A 19,242-nucleotide genomic window follows, 5' to 3' on the forward strand; every position below is an offset into this window, starting at 1 on the left:
TCAACGGATCTGCCAGAATAAAAAAGAATAGGGCTGAAAATGACATTTAGATTATTTGTACTGGCAACGGCATTAATGGCCGGTTGTGCCCCTGCTATTGCATCAATGACCATTAGCGGCACCAGGGTTGTTTTCCCCGGAACGGAACGAGAAGTTATTGTTCGTACCAATAATAAGGGGAAATTACCCGCATTGGTTCAGGTGTGGGTGGATGATGGTAATACCAACGCAAACCTGAATCAGGTGAAGGTCCCATTTCTTGTCACACCACCCGTTTTCCGCGTAGAGCCCGGAAAAGGCCAGAGTGTGAGAATGATTTATAACGGTATGACATTGCCGGAAGATCGGGAGTCGGTATTCTGGTTTAACATGCTGGAAATTCCGCCGAAAGCCAACGACGATGGTACCGGTCAGAAACTGGAACTGGCATTCCGCACCCGAATCAAGATTTTTTATCGCCCAAGCGCGATAGAGAAAAGCAATTCTGAATTTGAGAAAAACAAATTGCAATGGGAAGCCGTCAACGATGACCAGCAGGGCCTGGGAATTAAAGTCACCAATGTGACCCCTTATTATTTCTCCTTTGACTCCATCAATGTGATGTATCAAGGAAGAAAGATTGCCTTGGATATCGACATGGTCGCTCCCGCCAGCTCGCGTGTTTTTTATCCGAAGAACAAATTGAGTGGTACTGAAAAAATTTCCAGCCTCGAGTATCGGCTGATTAATGATTACGGTGCTTCTAATGGCAAAAAATTGAACTGGTCTGCAGGGAAGGGATTTATCGCGAATAACAACTAACTGTCCGCCGCAATAAAGGGAGTTTGCCAGTGAAACGTTTGAATGCAAGAAGCATCAAAACGAAAAAGGGACTGCGGTCGCCGGCAGCATTACCATTGACGCTTGTGCTGATGGGTTCGGTGTTATTTTGTCTCCGGGGATGGACCGCCCCGCTCCCTGCTTTGCCAATTAAGGGAGAGCCCGAGGCCATAAGCATGGAATTTAATCCACAGTTTATCCATGGCTCCGGTATTGATGTTTCCCGCTTTAGTGAACGTAATCCGGTATTACCAGGAAAATATGACGTTACTTTATTCGTTAATGGTGAAAACCGTGGCAAACAGACAGTGATATTTGTCTTGCCCCCAGAGCAGGTCAGTGCTGAACCTTGCTTCACCTTAAACCAGTTGTCGCAGGCAGGGATCTGGGTTGAGGAGCTGCAATCGCCCTTGCCACGTGAGGCACAGAGCCAGTGCGCTTTTATCAGCGACTGGATTGCCCAGGGTAACAGCAACTACAACGGCAGTGATTTTGAGCTGAATCTAGGCGTACCTCAGCTTTATAAGCGTTCCATCCCAAGCGGTTATATCGATCCCAGCCGCTGGGATGCCGGTGAAACAGTGGGTTTTCTGGATTATCGGGGCAACGTGTATTCGCTATTCCATGGGGGGAACGATGGATCGGAGCGACAAAATAGCTATACCAGTAATTTGCTACTGGCTGGAGGGATCAATCTTGGCCGCTGGCGTTTACGCAAAAGACTTAATTTAGGTTGGGTGAACGGCAGTTCGCCGACGACACAGAACCTGTATGGCTATATCGCACGCGATGTGGCCGCACTGAAAAGTGAGCTGGTGTTGGGCGAAACCAACACCATCGGGGATATGTTCGACAGCTATGGCCTGCGCGGTGTGCTACTGCATTCAGATGAACGCATGTTACCCGATTCATTACGTAGCTATTCCCCAGTGTTGCGCGGCGTTGCGCAAACCAATGCCAGGGTGAAAGTGATTCAGCGTGGGTTGACCATCTTTGAGACCGTGGTACCGCCAGGGCCGTTTGAACTCAGCGATATCGGCACTATGGGATATGGCGCCGATCTGACCATGATTGTTACCGAAGCGGACGGACGGCAGCAGCAACAGAATATTTCCTTTTCCGTGCCGCCGATATTGCTGCGTGAGGGCGTATCACGCTTTGAAATATCTGCCGGTCAGTTGAAAGATGAAAAGGTGAAAGATTACCCCGGCATTCTCCAAGGGAGCTATCGCTACGGCGCAACCAATTCCTGGACGCTCTACGGTGGAGCACAGGTGGCGGATAAATATCAGGCGCTAGCAGTAGGCAATGCCTTCAATACGCCAATTGGCGGCATCGCAGTTGACGTCACACATGCAAAAAGTGGGTTAGGTAACCGCCAGCATGCATCGGGTAACAGCGTGCAGGTCAGCTTCACCAAGTATCTTGAGAATACAGATACTCACCTGACGCTGGCGGCGTACCGCTATTCATCAAGCGGATTTTATACCTTCCGTGAGTCCAACCAGATACGAACCGGTGGGCAGGATGAAAATGACAGCGTAGATTTTCGTTCGCGACATCGTTTATCCGTCACCCTTTCACAACGGATCCAGGACAACATGACGCTGTTATTGAACGGTAGCCTGTACACCTATTGGGGTGGCAGAAGTAGCTCACGGCAATATTCTGCGACCATTAACCATTCGCTGCGCAATTTCAGCTATGGGTTGACCGCGATACGGGCACGAAATGAAAAAGGCCGTGATGAAAACAGCCTGCTGCTCTCGGTCAACATCCCATTAGGGGAGCGCAACCTGAGTAAACCGCTGTTCAACTCACTCTATAGCACGCTGAGCCACAATAACAGGGGTGACACCCAGTTGCAGACGCTAATGAACGGTAGCCAGGGGGAGCAAGATGCGTTGTCTTACGGGATCGGCGGAACGTTTGGCCACCGTAACGACAGAAACAGTGAGAAATCGGTAACGGGTAATCTGAGTTATCAATCCGGCCTCGGGCGGTTTGGCCTTTCGGCTTCTGCGAATAATCGTCGCTCACAGCAGCTCTCGGTCTCTGGCGATGGCAGTATCGTGGCACATAAAGGCGGCATCACCATTGGACCTGCGATTGGAGATGCCCCTTTTGCCATCATTGGGGCAAAAGGAGCCACCGGGGCACGCTTACTTAATGGCCGTGGTGCCAAGGTTGACAGCCATGGCTATGCGATTATGCCGTCGCTGTCACCTTACCGTGAAAATACGGTTTCCCTGGATGCGCGCGGGTTACCCGATACGGTAGACGTGCTGGAAAATGAAAAAGTGGTGGTGCCGGGTATGGGGGCTGCGATTGCGGTAGATATGCAAACCATTACTGGTGCACCGCAGGTGTTAACGGTACGGGATGAGCAGCAGGATGTCCTGCCGATTGGCACCGTGCTGCAAAACGCCGCAGGCGTGAGCCAGGGGATTATCGGGCAAGGCGGGCAAGCTTTTGTCCGTGGCTGGCAACCGGCAGAACAACCGCTTTACGTGGTACTGGAGGGTAAAAAACGACGCTGTGTGAGTACGTCAAACAGAACAATCAACACCCTGGCAACACAGATTACGCAGTTGGAGGTGACATGTTTACGCAACGGTCAATAAGGCGCTGGCAAAGCGCAATGCTGGGGCTACTCAGTCTGGCAGCGCAGGCGGAAACCTGCACGGCAACGGATAGCTGCCGGATCCCTGTCACCTTTACCGGTGTTTATCAGGAAGAAACCTGTGAAATCAGCATCAACGGCGGGGCATCCGAGAACCTCGTCACACTACCCAAAATAGCAACTGCACAGTTGCAGCGTAGCGGTGATGAAGCAGGCAGTAGACAATTTGATATTACGCTCAAATCCTGTCCGGCAGGCCGCCCGGTTGCTCTGCATTTTATTTCCGATGGAATAGCGGCAGATAGTGACACGGGTAATCTGACCAACCGCACAGGAACCGGCATGAGCCAGGGGGTACAAGTCCGGTTGCGTAATGCTTCCGGCATACAGTTGCGCATTGATGATATTAACAGCTACCAACAATACCTTATTCCGTCAAATGGTGATGAGGTAACGCAATATTATAGCGCCAGCTATTACGCTAAAAGTTCAAAGAGTGTCACCCCTGGTATGGTGAATACTTTTTCAGGTATTGAATTACAATACAAATAAGGGGGTGTAAAGATTATTTTTCATCGCTGTATTATTCCGCCAGCTCGGAGTGCTCTCTGGGTTTTTTTAAAAAAATGACATAGTAAAAGGGTATTATGTTCAGTAAAAATAGCTCGCAAAAATTTATCGCGCGCAACCGTGCTCCTCGCGTACAAATCGAATATGACGTAGAGATTTACGGTGCCGAGAAAAAAGTCGAATTACCTTTCGTGATGGGGGTGTTGGCAGATTTGTCTGGTAAGCCACTTGAGCCTTTACCGTCGGTTGCCGATCGTCATTTCCTGAGTATCGACATCGATAATTTCGATGAGCGTATGAAAGCCATGCGTCCGCGCGTTGCCTTTGCAGTACCTAATACGCTCACCGGCGAAGGTCAATTAATGGTTGATATGACCTTTGAAAGCATGAATGACTTCGCACCGGATGCGATTGCGAAAAAGGTCGACTCCCTGTCGCACTTATTGGATGCGCGTACGCAATTGGCAAATTTACAAACCTATATGGATGGTAAAGCCGGTGCGGAAGAATTGGTGATGACTTTGCTGCAGGATAAATCCCTGTTGAAAGCCTTGGCGTCTGCGCCAAAAGATAAGCAGGCAGCAGTTAATTTGCCCCTGGAAGATTAAGTAAAGAGGGAAGTATGTCTACATCGCAAGCAGCAATGAATAAAAATACAGCGGCGGCGGCCGCAAGTTTTGACGATTTTAATTCTTTACTGACCAAAAAATTTAAAGCGAAATCAGAACAGACCAAAGCCGCAGTTGAAGGTGCAGTAAAAACGCTGGCAGAGCAGGCGCTGAGCAACAGCGTGACCGTTTCTGATGATGCATATAAAAGCATTGCCTCGATTATCGCGGAAATTGACCGCAAGCTCTCTGAGCAAATCAACCTGATCCTGCATCATAAAGAATACCAGGCACTGGAAAGCGCATGGCGTGGCCTGCATCACCTCGTCTATAACACCGAAACCGACGAAAAACTCAAACTGCGTTTTATGGATCTTTCCAAGCAGGAGCTGCGCCGTAGCATGAAGCGCTACAAAGGGGTGGCCTGGGATCAAAGCCCACTGTTCAAAAAGGTATACGAAGAGGAATATGGCCAGCTTGGTGGCGAGCCTTATGGCTGCCTGGTGGCGGATTACTTCTTCGACCATACCGCACCCGATGTGGATCTGTTGGCATCGATCGGTAAAGTGGCCGCTTCGGCACACGTTCCCTTTATCGCTGGGGCATCACCTAATGTGTTGCAGATGGAATCCTGGCAGGAACTGTCCAACCCGCGCGACCTGACCAAGATCTTCACACAGAACCTGGAGTACGCGGCGTGGAACTCATTGCGCCAGTCGGAAGACTCCCGCTATATCGGTTTGGCAATGCCACGTTTTCTGGCACGTTTGCCTTACGGCATTCGAACCAATCCGGTAGATGCCTTCCATTTTGAAGAGACGACGGACGGCGCCGACCACAGTAAATATGCCTGGTCTAACGCAGCCTATGCCATGGCAGTCAACATCAACCGTTCTTTCAAAGAACATGGCTGGTGTACGCTGATCCGTGGTGTGGAAAGTGGCGGCGTGGTAGATGGCTTGCCTTGTCACACCTTCCCGACCGATGACGGCGGCGTGGACATGAAGTGCCCGACCGAGATCGCAATTTCCGATCGCCGTGAAGCAGAACTGGCGAAAAATGGTTTTATCCCGCTGGTACACCGTAAAAATACCGATTATGCCGCCTTTATTGGCGCTCAATCGCTGCAAAAACCGGCAGAGTATTATGATCCGGATGCGACGGCCAACGCTAATCTTTCGGCGCGCCTGCCTTATCTGTTTGCCTGTTCACGTTTCGCTCATTATCTGAAGTGCATCGTGCGCGACAAGATCGGCTCTTTCAAAGAGCGTGACGAGATGCAGCGCTGGCTGAACGATTGGGTTATGAACTACGTCGATGGCGATCCGGCTAACTCTTCGGTGGAAATCAAAGCACGCCGGCCGCTGGCAGCGGCAGAAGTGATTGTTGAGGATGTGGAAGGGAATCCAGGTTATTACCAGGCGAAATTCTTCCTGCGCCCTCATTTCCAATTGGAAGGTTTAACCGTTTCTCTGCGCATGGTAGCTAAATTACCTTCGCTCAAAGATGTGGCTTAAGAGTAAATAACGACCTTATTTAACTTGATGTAATAAATATTTACTTCACGGACTTCAATTTGTAGGTAACAACGCTACAAATTGAAAGACGACGGGTAAAATTGTAATGATCTCCATTACAACTCGCATAGGTAACATTCGGTGCTGATTTCAGCGCCAGGGTTGCTTACAACCCAATGCTTTGCATTGGAATATGTTTAACGTGCTTAAAGAGGATATTATGGCACAGGATATGTTTATCAAGATCGATGGTATCGAAGGGGAGTCTTTAGATACCACCCATAAAAATGAAATCCAGGTTTTGTCATGGCGTTGGGATGTTGCACAACATTCAAACATGCATAGCGGTTCCGGTGGTGGTTCCGGTAAAGCTAGCGTTACGGATTTCCTGTTCGAACATTATATGGATAAAGCCAGCCCTAACCTGCTGAATTACTGTCTTTCAGGTCGGCATATTAAAAACATTCAGTTCGTGGTACGTAAGGCCGGTGGCGATCCGCTGGAATACCTGATCATTAAATTCATCGACGTCATTATTACCCGGGTCGACATGGCGGGTTCTATTGATGATGAAACTCGCCCACGTGAGCAGGTTCGTTTCTCCTTTACCAAAATGACACAGGATTATGTGATGCAGAATGCGGAAGGTCATAAATCTGGTGTTATTTCCGCCAGTTATGACGTGAAAGCTAACCAGCACGGTTAATCGCTGCTTTCTGTCGTTTCCCTGCCGCTCTTTGGGCGGCAGGGTTTAACCGTCAGAGAAGTATGCAGAGATAAAGGCACGCAGCAGTGATGAATGACATGCACAAAAAAACCGAGGCTCGCTTTCAGGGGGAGTGGCGGTGGCTATTAATGACGCTGATTGCCCTATCGGTGATTTCCTGTAGCTCACCACCACCTGATACCCGCGTGGATAGCGTGCAGGTGACGCTACAAATGGCCAGCGATGTGAACCCAAACGTACATGGCAAGGCAAGTCCGGTACGCGTGACCTTATATAAATTAGCCCTGAGCGATGAATTTCTTGCCAGTGATTATTTAAGCCTGAGTGAAGGTAAGGATGTGGAATTAAACGCACAGGTTCATAAAAGTTATGACGTCATCATGGTGCCTGGAGAAAAAAGAAATAACGCTATCAGTTAATCATGATATCACGGCAATCGGCGTGGTGACGGCCTATCGGAATATCTCTGAGGCGCAATGGAAAGCGTTTTATATTATTTCACAAAAGCCTCTAGTGCGCTGGTATCGAAAGATATGGCCAGGCAGTGAAGTCTGGCGACCAAAAATGATGGTTCGTATGGAACATTTGACTACCTCAATTAAAAAAATGGATTAAGCCGTGAGAACAAATAAAGTCGTCTGGAGTGAGGGTCTTTTTCTTCGTCCGCAGCTTTTCCAGCAGCAAGAGCGCTATTTGGAGTATTACGCCCACAAGCGCGCAGCAACCATCACTCCCTTTTTTGGGGATTCGCCCAATATGAAATCGATCATGAGGCTTTGTCGTATGGCAAGCTGGTATTACGTTCTGGACGGGGAGTTTTACCGGATGGCACTCCGTTTGATATTCCCGGCCATGCCGCTCTGCCAGAACCCCTGACAATCGCTTCTGAACACCTGGGTAAGCTTATCTACCTGGCGGTACCGCTACGGCTGGATAATAGCGATGAAACGATCTTTGACGAGTATGACCTGGGCTCCCTGGCGCGTTTTAGCGCACAGGAAGCCGAGCTGAACGACACCAATGCCATTCGTCAGGGACCAAAGCCGGTGCAACTGGCACAGCTGCGTCTCCGTCTGGTATTGGAAAGCGAGATGACCGAATCCTGGATTGGCTTGCCGCTGACGCGCGTGCGGGCAATACAGCCAGATGGCAGTGTGCTGCTGCACACCGAAGATTACATTCCTCCGGTGACGGGCTACGCCGCCAACTCTTTGCTAACCGAGTGGTTAACCCACCTGAATGGCCTGGTCAAGATGCGTGCGGAGATGTTAGCGCAACGCCTCTCCAACAGCGATGGCAAAGCCAGCGCCAGCGCGGAAATCGTCGATTATCTGCTGCTGCAGATCTTCAATAAATATGAGCCTGTGCTCGACCATTTGCGGCACATTCCGGAAATGCCACCGATTGTGTTGTACCAGGAGCTGGCGAAATTTGCCGGGGAGCTCTCCACTTTTATCCGCATCAAGACACGGCGACCTCGTCCCGCGCCTGGCTATGACCATGCCCAACTCTATCCCTCCATTCGCCCACTGGTGGATGATATTCATGAATTACTCAACCAGATCCTGGTACGCGCCGGGCAGATGATCCCTCTGGAATCTCGCGGTAACGGCGTGTGGTCGGCCACCATACTGCCGGGCGAGTTGCGCAGCTTCTCAAGCCTGGTACTGGCAGTTGCGGCCCAGTTGCCCATGGATGTGCTGCAACATCAGTATGCCGCGCAAGCTAAATTCAGCGCGCCGCAGCAACTGCATGAGCTGGTGCGCTCCCACCTTCCCGGCCTGGAGCTTCACGCATTGCCAGTGCCGCCGCGCCAGATCCCTTACAGCGCGGGTTATGTCTATTTCGAACTGATTAAAAGTGGGCCCTTCTGGGAAAAGATCGCCAGCACAGGAGCCATTGCCACGCACGTTGCGGGCGATTTCCCTGGGCTGAAGATGGAGCTCTGGGGAATTAGAGACTGATGAGTGACAGCAGCGAACTGAATCTGACCGGGGATTTCGCCGCCTTTTCCCCGCTGGGCAACGACAAAGACAATACGCAGGCATTGGGCCACTTTCTGCTGGATAGCCAGGTTCCGATGGCAGAAGGCCGGGAGGCATACAACGCAGAAATACCGGGGAACACCCATAGCCGTTATGACGTAAGCCAACTGCGCAGTGAAAGTGTGCAACAGCGTGTAGCAAATGTAATCGCCTCAGCCACGCCACTGCTTGAGGCCGCACAGCCTCTGCTGCGGGCCTTAAGCGAAATGCCTGAAGCGGTAAGCGAACGCGATCAGGTCTGGCTGTTAAAGCAGAGCCTGAAAAACGAGATAACGCTGTTTAGCGTGGTATGTGACGAGGCAGATATTTCGTGGAAGAAAATGGCCATTATCCGCTATTGCCTGTGTACCGCATTGGATGAAGCGGCACATGCCCGCCCCTGGGGGATAGAAGCAGGTTGGTCGCAGAGTAACCTGCTCAACCACTTCGAAGGCGACAATGATGGCGGCAACAAGTTTTTCCTGCTGGTCGGGCGGCTTTCGATGAGCCCTCAGGAATATGCCGATGTGCTGGAAATTCTATTACGCATCCTCGGGCTCGGTTTCGAAGGCCGTTACAGCATTATCGAGAACGGTGAGCGCCAACTGACAAAAATCCGTCAACGGTTGTTAACCCTGTTGCAAAGCACCCGCGACGGCATACCTGGTGCGCTCGCACCACACGCCATCCCGGAGCGACGGGTCAGAAAACGTCGCGACTTTTTTGTTCCGGTCCGCGTTTCCCTGCTGTTTGCCGGGGTGTTGACTATCAGCACCTTTATCGTTTGCAAATATCTGCTGGTGGTACCGGAAAGCGGCTTGCTCAAACAGATGCAGGCGCTGACACGCTTACCGATACACCAGCCCACACCACCATTACGGTTGCGTCTGGCGGTGCTGCTGCGGGCAGAAATTGCCCAAGGGCTGGTCAGCGTGGATGAAACTGCCGGGCACAGCCAGGTGATCTTCCGGGGCGATTCGATGTTTAACATTGGCTCAGACAGCGTACGCCCGGAAATGTTACCGGTGCTCAAACGCGTCGCGGATGAGATCCACCGGGTGAAAGGACGCGTGCTGGTGGTGGGGTTCACCGATGCCATGCCAATCAACAAGCCAGGTTTACCTAATAACCAGGTGCTTTCAGAGAAACGAGCCGCCAGCGTGGCCCGCTTGCTACCACAAGCGGGTATTCCGGCCAGTGATATCCACTCCGAAGGTCGGGGGAGCGCGAACCGCGAGCCAGTAACCAGACCCTGGAAGGTCGGGCACAGAACCGCCGCGTGGAAATCTTTGTCAATTATTAATGGACCCGTCATGTCATTGTTTTATCAATTATTTTCAGGCCGTGGATTAAAGCGCCTATTGCTGATCGTCACCCTTGGGCTGCTGGCCGTCGCTATCTGGTTTCTCGGGCCGTGGCTGGGGTTTGGCGACGCACGCCCACTGGAACCTGCCGAGGGGCGCATCATTGCGCTGCTGGTGCTGTTTCTGCTGCTATTGGCTTACTGGTTCTATCTGCCACTGTTTCTTTCCCTGGCGCTGATCGCAATAGCCACAGTGTGGATTATTGGGCCTTATCTGTTAATCGGTAAGCAGCATCCGCTGGAAAGCGCCGGGCATCGCGGCATCCTGATGTTGGCAATCCTGATAATCACGCTGCTGTATGGCCTATGGCGTTTCATGCGCGCATTAGCGTTGGATCCGGCGCTGCTGGATAACTTTATCAAGAAAAAACCGGCCAAGCAGGAAGAGCGTATTGAGCATGCGGCGATCAACGCGGTCATTGAAGGTGGTGAGCGCTATATGCGCCGCATCCATCGCACCGTGCCTATTTGGCGGCGGTTCTTTTCAACCGATCACCGCCGCAGTTGGTTACCCTGGTTTCTGGTCATGGGTACGCCTGCGGCGGGTAAAACCGCCATGCTGTTCTCGTCCGGCCAAGAGTTTCCACTGCCGGAACAACTTAATCGCAAAGATAAAGAGAACCCACCCACGGCACACTGTGAGTGCCTGTTTACCAATGAGGCGCTATTTCTTGATACCGCAGGGAAGTATGCCGGTGAAGATCGGCTGGCGCAGGAGGAGTGGACAAGCCTGGTCAAGGCGCTGAAAAAACATCGCCCAGTCAGGGGAATTAACGGCGTCATTCTGACGTTATCCACCGTGGATATTCTGAATAAAAGCAAGGCGGAGCTTCTGACCATTGCCGCGACGCTGCGATCACGTCTGGATGAACTGCGTCAGCAGTTAGGTGTGCGCTTCCCGGTATATGTCACCATCACCAAACTGGATCTGTTGGCAGGGTTCGAAGAGTATTTCCGCAATCTGACGGCGATGGAAAGAGAGCAGGTATGGGGCGTGACCCTGCCTTGGGATAACGAGCAGCCGATGACGGCAGGGGCACTGAAAGAACAGCTGGAGCAAGAATTATCGCTGCTGGAAAATCGCCTTAGCCGTGTGATGTATCTACGCCAGCAAGAAGAGTATGACGTCGGAGACCGTAAGCGTATGTATGCGCTACCGCAGGATTTCCGCTTGCTATCGCAGAACGTTACCGAGGTGGTGCAGAATATCTTTTTTGCTTCTCGCTACGACGAAACCCAGTTCCACGCCACGTTGCGAGGCGTCTATTTTCTAAGTAACTGCCACCCTTGCACAGTCGGTTTGCTCAATAACAACACATTGCTGCAAAAATGGAGCAATCTGATCCGGCAGGTCTGGCCGCAAACCCCCGCTTCTCTCGCCAGCAAGGGGGATGAGGAAGGGTTGATCACCGAAGCGGCATGGGGAAAACACTACTTTTTGACCCGCCTGTTCAGTGATGTTATTACCCCGGATCGCAATCTGGTCAGCTATAACCTCCAGTTGCAATCCAAACATCGCTTGCAGACTGTCGCCGGGCATATGGCAACCTGGGGCGTGGGGCTATGGCTGTTCTGCGCTTTACTGACCAGTTACCAGCTTAACCAGGGCTATCTGCAGGCATTAGCGGGTAAACTCGGCGTGCTGAGCGGGCAGGTGACACAGTACGTCAAAAAACCCAGCGCTCCCTTGCTGCCCGGAGTGTTACTCGGGGCGCAGAATCTGGCGCGCTATGACAACCTGGATCTCGAACGCCCGGAGATGGACTGGCGTTATGGGCTCTACACCGGCGGAACTGTCGCTAAAGGGGCTGATGCTTTATACCATTTCTTTTTACAGCGCTATCTGCTGCCCCAGTTGGAAAAGCAGGCGGTAGAGGATCTGCAAAACGCTTTGCGATCAGCTGATGATGATGCCGTCTGGCAGGCGTTAAAACTCTATCTGATGCTAAATGGTACCGGTAAACAGGATCAGACCTGGCTGGTAGCACAGCTTACCGAAAACTTTGAGCGCAGCGGTGCTATCCGTCCCTATGAGGAGAGGAGCCTGTTTGTTGGCCATCTGAACGCCCTGTTTTCTCACCCCGGCTGGCACCAATATGGTCAGGCGCAGGACCCAGCGTTGGTGAAAGAAGCACGTGCCAGGCTGGCAGAGAAACCGCAAAGCGCCCGCGTCTGGCAGCGCCTGAAAACGGAGTTGATGGCCGAGGCTCCGGCCAACCTGACGCTGCGAACACTGGCAGGGGGCAATCACCGCTGGTGTTTACCCTTACCGACGCTGAACTGCTGCAACAGGGGATCCCGGGGATTTATACCCGGGAAGGTTGGCAACAAAAAGTTAAAAAAACTCCTGACCTCTCTGCTGCCGTTACAAAACGAAGATGGGTGGGTGATGGGGGCGGGGGCAACCTCGCCTAACCCGTTAGCATTTCGTGAAGAGGTGCTTACACGCTATCTGCAGGAATATACCGGTTACTGGCAACGTATGCTCAGCAGTGTACGGCTGATCCCCGTCGGCGGGGAAGAACAGGCAAATTCCCGGGGCACCTCCCTCAATATCGCCTTACTGCGCGCACTGGTGTCTGATAACTCACCGTTGCGCGCCCTGCTCAACCGAAGCGTCGATGAAACTACCCTGGTCAGTAATGATAAAACCATCGCCGAAGGGTTAAACAGCCATCTGAACCAAGGGAGGGTATTACAGCAGGCGGTAAAGCTGCAACAGACCCTGCACTTTCGTGAACAGCGCTTGATTGGACAACACCTTGATGACCGTTTCAGCGCATTGCGCCATTTTGTGCGTGGCGAGCAACAGGGTGGCCCTGCCGACTTTGCGCAGGTGCAAGGGACCGCGCTGAATCATGTGATGAGATTGCTCAGCGACCAGTACACCCGCTTTGTGGTGTACAACAGCGCCTTTGAGTATGGCGATATTCCGCCACTGACTGAAGAAAGTGCCCGCATTGCTGCTGAATCCGGTACCTGGCCGGAACCCGTAAAGAATATTGTCTCTCCGCTGCTAACCCGCTCTTACGAGAAAATCAAACAACGGTTGCTCAAGCTTGATGTCGAGTCGATCGACAAAGGGCCAGGAGAGATCTGCCGCACCAGCCTGCAGGGGCGCTACCCTTTTGCCGACAGCGAGCAGAACGTGGCGCTCGTGGACTTTGAGCGTTTTTTTGCTGCCGGGGGGTGGCAGACAGCTGGTTTAAACAGAACCTGGCGGCAAAAGTAGATACCTCCGGCCACCCCTGGCGTTTCAAAGGCACAGCAGACAGCTCTGGCCTGGCGTTTTTTGAACGGGCAGAACGTATACGCAACGTCTTTTTTGCCGGTGGCGAAGGGCGAAAAATGGCACTGAACTTCTCCGTATCGGTGCGCTATCTGTCACCCACCGCCACCCAACTCATTCTCAATATTGATGGCAACAAATTCAGCTACGCACATGGCCCGGTGATTCCTGAAGAGCTGAGCTGGCCGGGCGATCGCCGTGGTGGGCTGGTCAGTATCACTGCACGTAAACCACTGGCGGCGGCGCTGCCCAATCAGGTTTATCGTGGCCCGTGGGCGCTGCTGCGCTGGCTGGATGATGCCGATACGGTTCGTGGAGCAGGCCACGACACCCAGCTGTTTGGCTGGAAGCTTGGCCAGGAACGCCTTGAACTGGAGATTGAAGGGTTACGCGCCTCAGGGCAGACGCCGGGCGATCTGCTCCGCAGTTTCCGCTGCCCGGCGAAAGGGCGTGGCTAATGCTGAACCGGATAGTGATTCGCGCCTGTTTACCGGGCAATCGGCAAGGCCTGTTAGGGCGTTTCGGGCAACATCGTCGCACAAAGCAGGCGTTACACCTCCTACTACAACAGGCCCTGCCACTGATGGCCTCTTCAAGGATGAAGGCACCGATAGTTACCCCCTACCCCTGGTGCTTTGTTGCACCGGCCAATGCCATACGAGCGAAACACTACTTTATTGGCGCCTTTCTCCCTGAAACACAGACGAGCACCGCGTTACCTCCGGTGCTGTACGCCTTGGTCAGCGAAGCCTGGCTGCTCAGTCAGTTGAACGAGCGGGACAGTTTACCCTTTTGGCTGGCACGAGTGCTGGCCCCCTTTTCTGTTGGCTGCGAGGTGGAAGTACACCGCTGGTGCAAGTTGCTGCAACGCATGCTGATGGGCCGAAAGCACGCCATTTCTGCCAATCACCTCAGGCCGCGGGAAGGTTTGCGCGAGGAAAGATGTGACGCCGACTTTGCTCTCGGCAGTGAACATGGAGTGGATGCGATGCCATGGATGGAGTGGCCTGGCTGCATTCAGAATGACGAAATAATCTGGATCTGGAGGCAAAGCAGGCATGGAAAAGTAATTGAGTCTCAAAAATTAGCCAATTTAAATTTGAGTGAACTAACCAATAAATAAAGTCTGGATATAATTATGTCGCGCACCATAACACTGAACAGCCCGGCGATGCCCCTATTACTGGGCGAGCCCGCTCTGGTATTAAACCGGTTGGAAGGCGAGGAAGCTTTTTCAACTCTCTATACCTACACCTTAACGGTGAAAACACCAGCCAACCCGCTGATCCCTTGGCAGACGGCGTCAAATGTCGATCTCAAGGCGCTGATCGGTAAAGAAATGACGATAGAGATGGAACTGGACGGCAACGGCCTGGACGATGTCCGAGGATTAGGCAAAGGCCTGCGTGAAATTTCCGGGCTGGCAGAAAAAGCGCGTTATATCGGCCGCGATGCCAATCAGGCGATGTTTGAAATCGTTATCCGCCCCTGGCTCTATCTGACCAAATTAACCAGTGATTTTAAAATATTCCAGAATAAAACCGCTGTCGACATTATCGAAGAAGTGCTCTCTGAATATCACTTCTCGTTTGAGAAACGACTGACGGCGATGTATCCACAGCTCGATTTTCAGGTGCAATACGGTGAAACCGACTTCGACTTCGTTGAGCGCCTGATGGAAGAGTGGGGTATCTACTGGTTCTTTGAACATCAGGATCATAAGCACAAGCTGGTTCTGGTCGACCATGTGGGTGCCCACAAGCCCTACTCCAGTGAGGCTTATCGCATTATTGAATATGCGCCAGATGTCCCCAAGGCGGGAGCCGAATATATCGAGCAACTCCACCATCAGGAGATGCTGACCAGCGGCCGCTGGGTGACCAACGATTATGACTTTACCAAATCGCGCGCAGATATCCTCGCCCTTGACGTAAAGCCACGCAAGACCAGTTTCAATGAGTTGGAAGTCTACCACTGGCCCGGGGATTACGATCAGCCTGGCATCGGTGAACAACTGGCGCGAATCCGCATCGAAGAACGTGGTGCATTAGGCTCGCGGGCCATTGGCAGCGGCGAGCTGCGCGGCGTTGTCTGTGGAACCAATTTCGAGCTGCAAGGCTACCCGCTTGAAAAGGTCAATCGCGAATATATGGTCATTTCCAGCCGCCTGACCGTGCAGGAGGTAGACCAGCTATCACATCAGGAACAGTTCAGCGTTCAGTGCCAGTTTACCGTACAGCCGACCAGTAAAATCTACCGTCATCCACAAACCATTTTGAAGCCGCGTACCCATGGCCCACAAAATGCCATCGTGGTCGGGCCATCAGGGGAGGATATCTGGACGGACGAATATGGCCGCGTCAAGGTACGCTTTGTCTGGGATCGTTATGGACAAAACAGTGAGGCTGATTCTTGCTGGATACGTGTCAGCCAGGCGTGGGCAGGTAACAGCTTTGGGGGGATCTACATCCCTCGAATTGGCCATGAAGTGATCGTCGACTTTATCAATGGAGATCCCGATCGCCCCCTGATTATCGGCAGCCTGTATAACAATGTGACGCTCCCCCTGGGATCTCCCAGCTAACGCCACGCAAAGTGGCTTGATCAGTCGCACCGTGGGCGGAGGGAAAAGCAACTACAACGGCCTGCGCTTTGAAGATAAACCCGGTCTGGAGCAGTACTGGGAGCAGGCAGAGCGCGATATGGATCGCCTCACCAAGAATAATGAAACACAGACTATTGGGGTCAATGCCGATTTGAGCATTGGCAACAACCGTAACGTGGTGGTAGGCACCGATTACACCAAGAATGTTGGCTCTAATTCTACCTACAATATTGGTTCAAATTCGGATCTTAGTATCGGCGCCAACCGCAGCGTGGTGGTGGGCGCAAACTACAGCAAAAGCATCAGCGGTGTTTCTACCAAGATGATTGGCGGTAGCTCAACCTTCCAGGTAGGAGCCGAACACAGCGAAACCATCGGGGGAATGCTCTCGGTCAGCGTAGGGGCGGTGGCGACAACCAACATAGCTGCGGCCAACACCCTGAATATCGGTGGCGTTAACTCCACCAGCATCGGTGGCGCAAACATGCTGAACGTTGGCGGTGCCAATATGACGAACATCGGTGGCGTCAATATGACGAGCATCGGTGGCGCAAACATGCTGAACGTCGGGGGAGTTAACCTGACAAACGTCGGTGGTTACCAGGCTACCTGCGTAGGCGGTGCCTGGCAGGTTACCGTTGGTGGCGCTGCCACCATCGTGGGCGGTGGTGCAGTCGCCATTAGCGCGGGCGGGGAGCTATTACTGACCGGAACTATCGTCAAAATCATCGGTAAAGAAAAGGTGATCATTCAGGGGGAGAAGTACAGATCAACCCGGGTGATGGCGGCGGCTGTGGCGGTGGTGGCGGCGGCGGAGGTGGCGGCGGCGGTGGCGGTGTCGGTTTGGGCGGCATGGCCGGTCTTGCCGGATTAGGCAGGATGGTTGCACCGCGCGCGCTTATGGGAGGAGTGGGTTTACCACTACCTTTACCCCCGTTGCCTATTGTTCCACCTGATCCGTCATCGCCACCGCCACCGGAGGAAAGCTCCGTGCCGTTGCCAACAGGGACTCCAGAGCCAACGCAGACGAGCACGCCATGGCCAACACAAACGGTCACGCCTACGCCAACGGTGACGCCAGTACCGACGCCTACAGTGACGCCTACGGTTACGCCGACAGTGACACCAACGCCTACGCCAACAGTGACGCCAATACCGACGCCGACAGTGACACCAATACCGACGCCGACGGTCACTCCAACACCTACGCCAACGGTCACTCCAACACCGACTCCAACAGTGACACCAACGCCTACGCCAACGGTTACCCCGACGCCTACGCCAACGGTCACTCCAACACCGACGCCGACAGTGACACCAACGCCTACGCCAACGGTCACTCCAACACCGACGCCGACAGTGACACCAACGCCTACGCCAACGGTCACTCCAACACCGACGCCGACAGTGACACCAACGCCTACACCTACGGTCACTCCAACGCCTACGCCAACGGTCACTCCAACGCCGACGCCGACAGTCACTCCAACGCCTACGCCGACAGTCACTCCAACGCCTACGCCGACAGTGACGCCGACGCCTACGCCGACAGTCACTCCAACGCCTACGCCAACGGTTACCCCGACGCCTACGCCGACAGTGACACCAACGCCTACGCCAACGGTTACCCCGACGCCTACGCCGACAGTGACACCAACACCGACGCCAACGGTTACCCCGACGCCTACGCCGACAGTGACACCTACGCCGACACCGACAGTGACACCAACGCCTACGCCAACGGTTACCCCGACGCCTACGCCAACAGTGACACCAACACCGACGCCGACAGTGACACCAACGCCTACACCTACAGTCACTCCAACGCCTACGCCTACAGTCACTCCAACGCCTACGCCGACAGTGACACCTACGCCGACACCGACAGTGACACCAACGCCTACGCCAACGGTTACCCCGACGCCGACGCCAACAGTGACGCCAACGCCTACGCCAACAGTGACGCCAACGCCTACGCCTACGGTTACCCCGACGCCGACGCCAACAGTGACACCAACGCCTACACCGACGGTCACTCCAACGCCGACACCAACAGTGACGCCAACGCCTACACCTACGGTCACTCCAACGCCGACACCAACAGTGACGCCAACGCCTACACCTACGGTCACTCCAACGCCTACGCCAACAGTGACACCAACGCCTACGCCGACGGTCACTCCAACGCCTACGCCAACAGTGACGCCAACGCCTACGGTCACTCCAACACCGACGCCAACAGTGACGCCTACGCCAACGGTCACTCCAACGCCTACGCCAACAGTCACTCCAACGCCTACGGTTACCCCGACGCCGACGCCAACAGTGACACCAACGCCTACACCGACGGTCACTCCAACGCCGACACCAACAGTGACGCCAACGCCTACACCTACGGTCACTCCAACGCCTACGCCAACAGTGACACCAACGCCTACGCCGACGGTCACTCCAACGCCTACGCCAACAGTGACGCCAACGCCTACGGTCACTCCAACGCCGACGCCAACAGTGACACCAACGCCTACGCCAACGGTCACTCCAACGCCTACGCCAACAGTGACGCCAACGCCTACGGTCACTCCAACACCGACGCCAACGCCAACGGTCACTCCAACGCCGACGCCGACAGTGACACCAACGCCTACACCTACAGTCACTCCAACGCCTACGCCAACGGTCACTCCAACGCCGACGCCAACAGTGACACCAACGCCTACGCCGACAGTGACGCCGACGCCGTCACCAAGTGAGGAGGCAGAGGCTTAAACGTTATTTACTCAGGCCCCGCAAATGCAGGGCCTATATTGATATTTTCAAGGAGAAAAACGATGCAACCAGCAGCAAGAGTAGGTGACGCCATCAGCCATGGCGGTGCTATCACCTCGGGATCGGGTGATGTGTTTACCAACAGCATTCCTGCCGCCATGGTCGGAATGAGTGTAGCCGCATGCAGCCTGCATGGAGGATCACCGGTTGCCACCGGTTCAGGAACGGTGTTTATCAATAGCCTACCCGCCGCGCGTGTCGGTGATGTCACCGGTTGCGGTGCGTCGATTGTCTGCGGATCTGGCAACGTCTTTATTGGCGGTTAATT

Annotated in this window: 12 protein-coding genes and 3 pseudogenes; all 15 read left to right on the forward strand. The window is 53.5% G+C overall.

Features of this window, described 5'->3' with window-relative positions:
• The first annotated feature begins 39 nt into the window (after positions 1–39).
• The gene (locus ACQ86O_RS04380; protein ID WP_431224271.1) at positions 40–801 is read left to right on the forward strand and encodes a fimbria/pilus periplasmic chaperone; all 762 of its coding nucleotides are present in this window, start codon (positions 40–42) and stop codon (positions 799–801) included.
• A gap of 194 nt (positions 802–995) precedes the next feature.
• Positions 996–3,443, forward strand: a complete 2,448-nt coding sequence (locus ACQ86O_RS04385; protein ID WP_431224272.1) for a fimbria/pilus outer membrane usher protein — start codon at positions 996–998, stop codon at positions 3,441–3,443.
• Entirely contained in the window at positions 3,422–3,994 is a 573-nt protein-coding gene (locus tag ACQ86O_RS04390; RefSeq protein ID WP_431224273.1) for a fimbrial protein, read from the forward strand. The genes ACQ86O_RS04385 and ACQ86O_RS04390 overlap by 22 nt, the downstream gene beginning before the upstream one ends.
• Before the next feature lie 95 nt (positions 3,995–4,089).
• Positions 4,090–4,620 (forward strand): type VI secretion system contractile sheath small subunit, encoded by a 531-nt coding sequence (gene tssB, locus ACQ86O_RS04395; RefSeq protein WP_431224274.1) that lies wholly within the window; start codon positions 4,090–4,092, stop codon positions 4,618–4,620.
• 14 nt (positions 4,621–4,634) lie between these two features.
• Positions 4,635–6,137: a type VI secretion system contractile sheath large subunit gene (tssC, locus tag ACQ86O_RS04400; RefSeq protein WP_431224275.1), complete on the forward strand. Its 1,503-nt coding sequence runs from the start codon at positions 4,635–4,637 to the stop codon at positions 6,135–6,137.
• 220 nt (positions 6,138–6,357) lie between these two features.
• Positions 6,358–6,843 carry an Hcp family type VI secretion system effector gene (locus tag ACQ86O_RS04405; RefSeq protein ID WP_431224276.1) on the forward strand — a complete coding sequence of 162 codons (486 nt, stop codon included), beginning with the start codon at positions 6,358–6,360 and terminating at the stop codon, positions 6,841–6,843.
• A gap of 89 nt (positions 6,844–6,932) precedes the next feature.
• Complete coding sequence (gene tssJ, locus ACQ86O_RS04410; RefSeq protein ID WP_431225646.1) at positions 6,933–7,283, forward strand: type VI secretion system lipoprotein TssJ; 351 nt, start codon at positions 6,933–6,935, stop codon at positions 7,281–7,283.
• Positions 7,284–7,482: 199 nt separating this feature from the next.
• Positions 7,483–8,828: pseudogene (gene tssK / locus ACQ86O_RS04415) on the forward strand (type VI secretion system baseplate subunit TssK).
• Positions 8,828–10,191: pseudogene (gene tssL, locus ACQ86O_RS04420) on the forward strand (type VI secretion system protein TssL, long form). Before tssK ends, tssL begins: the two co-directional pseudogenes overlap by 1 nt.
• Before the next feature lie 10 nt (positions 10,192–10,201).
• The gene (gene tssM / locus ACQ86O_RS04425; protein ID WP_431224277.1) at positions 10,202–13,483 is read left to right on the forward strand and encodes a type VI secretion system membrane subunit TssM; all 3,282 of its coding nucleotides are present in this window, start codon (positions 10,202–10,204) and stop codon (positions 13,481–13,483) included.
• Positions 13,441–13,998: a type VI secretion IcmF C-terminal domain-containing protein gene (locus ACQ86O_RS04430; RefSeq protein WP_431224278.1), complete on the forward strand. Its 558-nt coding sequence runs from the start codon at positions 13,441–13,443 to the stop codon at positions 13,996–13,998. The genes tssM and ACQ86O_RS04430 overlap by 43 nt, the downstream gene beginning before the upstream one ends.
• Entirely contained in the window at positions 13,998–14,663 is a 666-nt protein-coding gene (locus ACQ86O_RS04435; protein WP_431224279.1) for a hypothetical protein, read from the forward strand. The genes ACQ86O_RS04430 and ACQ86O_RS04435 overlap by 1 nt, the downstream gene beginning before the upstream one ends.
• Before the next feature lie 48 nt (positions 14,664–14,711).
• A pseudogene (locus ACQ86O_RS04440) lies at positions 14,712–16,671 on the forward strand (type VI secretion system Vgr family protein); the annotation flags it as partial.
• 511 nt (positions 16,672–17,182) lie between these two features.
• Positions 17,183–18,898 carry a hypothetical protein gene (locus ACQ86O_RS04445; RefSeq protein ID WP_431224280.1) on the forward strand — a complete coding sequence of 572 codons (1,716 nt, stop codon included), beginning with the start codon at positions 17,183–17,185 and terminating at the stop codon, positions 18,896–18,898.
• A gap of 78 nt (positions 18,899–18,976) precedes the next feature.
• Positions 18,977–19,240: a PAAR domain-containing protein gene (locus ACQ86O_RS04450; protein ID WP_431224281.1), complete on the forward strand. Its 264-nt coding sequence runs from the start codon at positions 18,977–18,979 to the stop codon at positions 19,238–19,240.
• Positions 19,241–19,242: the final 2 nt, after the last annotated feature.

This window comes from Serratia sp. L9 (genome assembly GCF_050632285.1).
Lineage (GTDB): Bacteria > Pseudomonadota > Gammaproteobacteria > Enterobacterales > Enterobacteriaceae > Chania.

Bases quoted from the DNA above. Each gene is read 5' to 3' on its own strand.
- ACQ86O_RS04445 (WP_431224280.1), top strand. From the start codon at position 17,183: ATGGCCAACACAAACGGTCACGCCTACGCCAACGGTGACGCCAGTACC.
- ACQ86O_RS04450 (WP_431224281.1), top strand. From the start codon at position 18,977: ATGCAACCAGCAGCAAGAGTAGGTGACGCCATCAGCCATGGCGGTGCT.
- tssB (WP_431224274.1), top strand. From the start codon at position 4,090: ATGTTCAGTAAAAATAGCTCGCAAAAATTTATCGCGCGCAACCGTGCT.
- tssC (WP_431224275.1), top strand. From the start codon at position 4,635: ATGTCTACATCGCAAGCAGCAATGAATAAAAATACAGCGGCGGCGGCC.
- tssJ (WP_431225646.1), top strand. From the start codon at position 6,933: ATGAATGACATGCACAAAAAAACCGAGGCTCGCTTTCAGGGGGAGTGG.
- ACQ86O_RS04405 (WP_431224276.1), top strand. From the start codon at position 6,358: ATGGCACAGGATATGTTTATCAAGATCGATGGTATCGAAGGGGAGTCT.
- ACQ86O_RS04390 (WP_431224273.1), top strand. From the start codon at position 3,422: ATGTTTACGCAACGGTCAATAAGGCGCTGGCAAAGCGCAATGCTGGGG.
- ACQ86O_RS04435 (WP_431224279.1), top strand. From the start codon at position 13,998: ATGCTGAACCGGATAGTGATTCGCGCCTGTTTACCGGGCAATCGGCAA.
- ACQ86O_RS04385 (WP_431224272.1), top strand. From the start codon at position 996: ATGGAATTTAATCCACAGTTTATCCATGGCTCCGGTATTGATGTTTCC.
- ACQ86O_RS04380 (WP_431224271.1), top strand. From the start codon at position 40: ATGACATTTAGATTATTTGTACTGGCAACGGCATTAATGGCCGGTTGT.
- tssM (WP_431224277.1), top strand. From the start codon at position 10,202: ATGTCATTGTTTTATCAATTATTTTCAGGCCGTGGATTAAAGCGCCTA.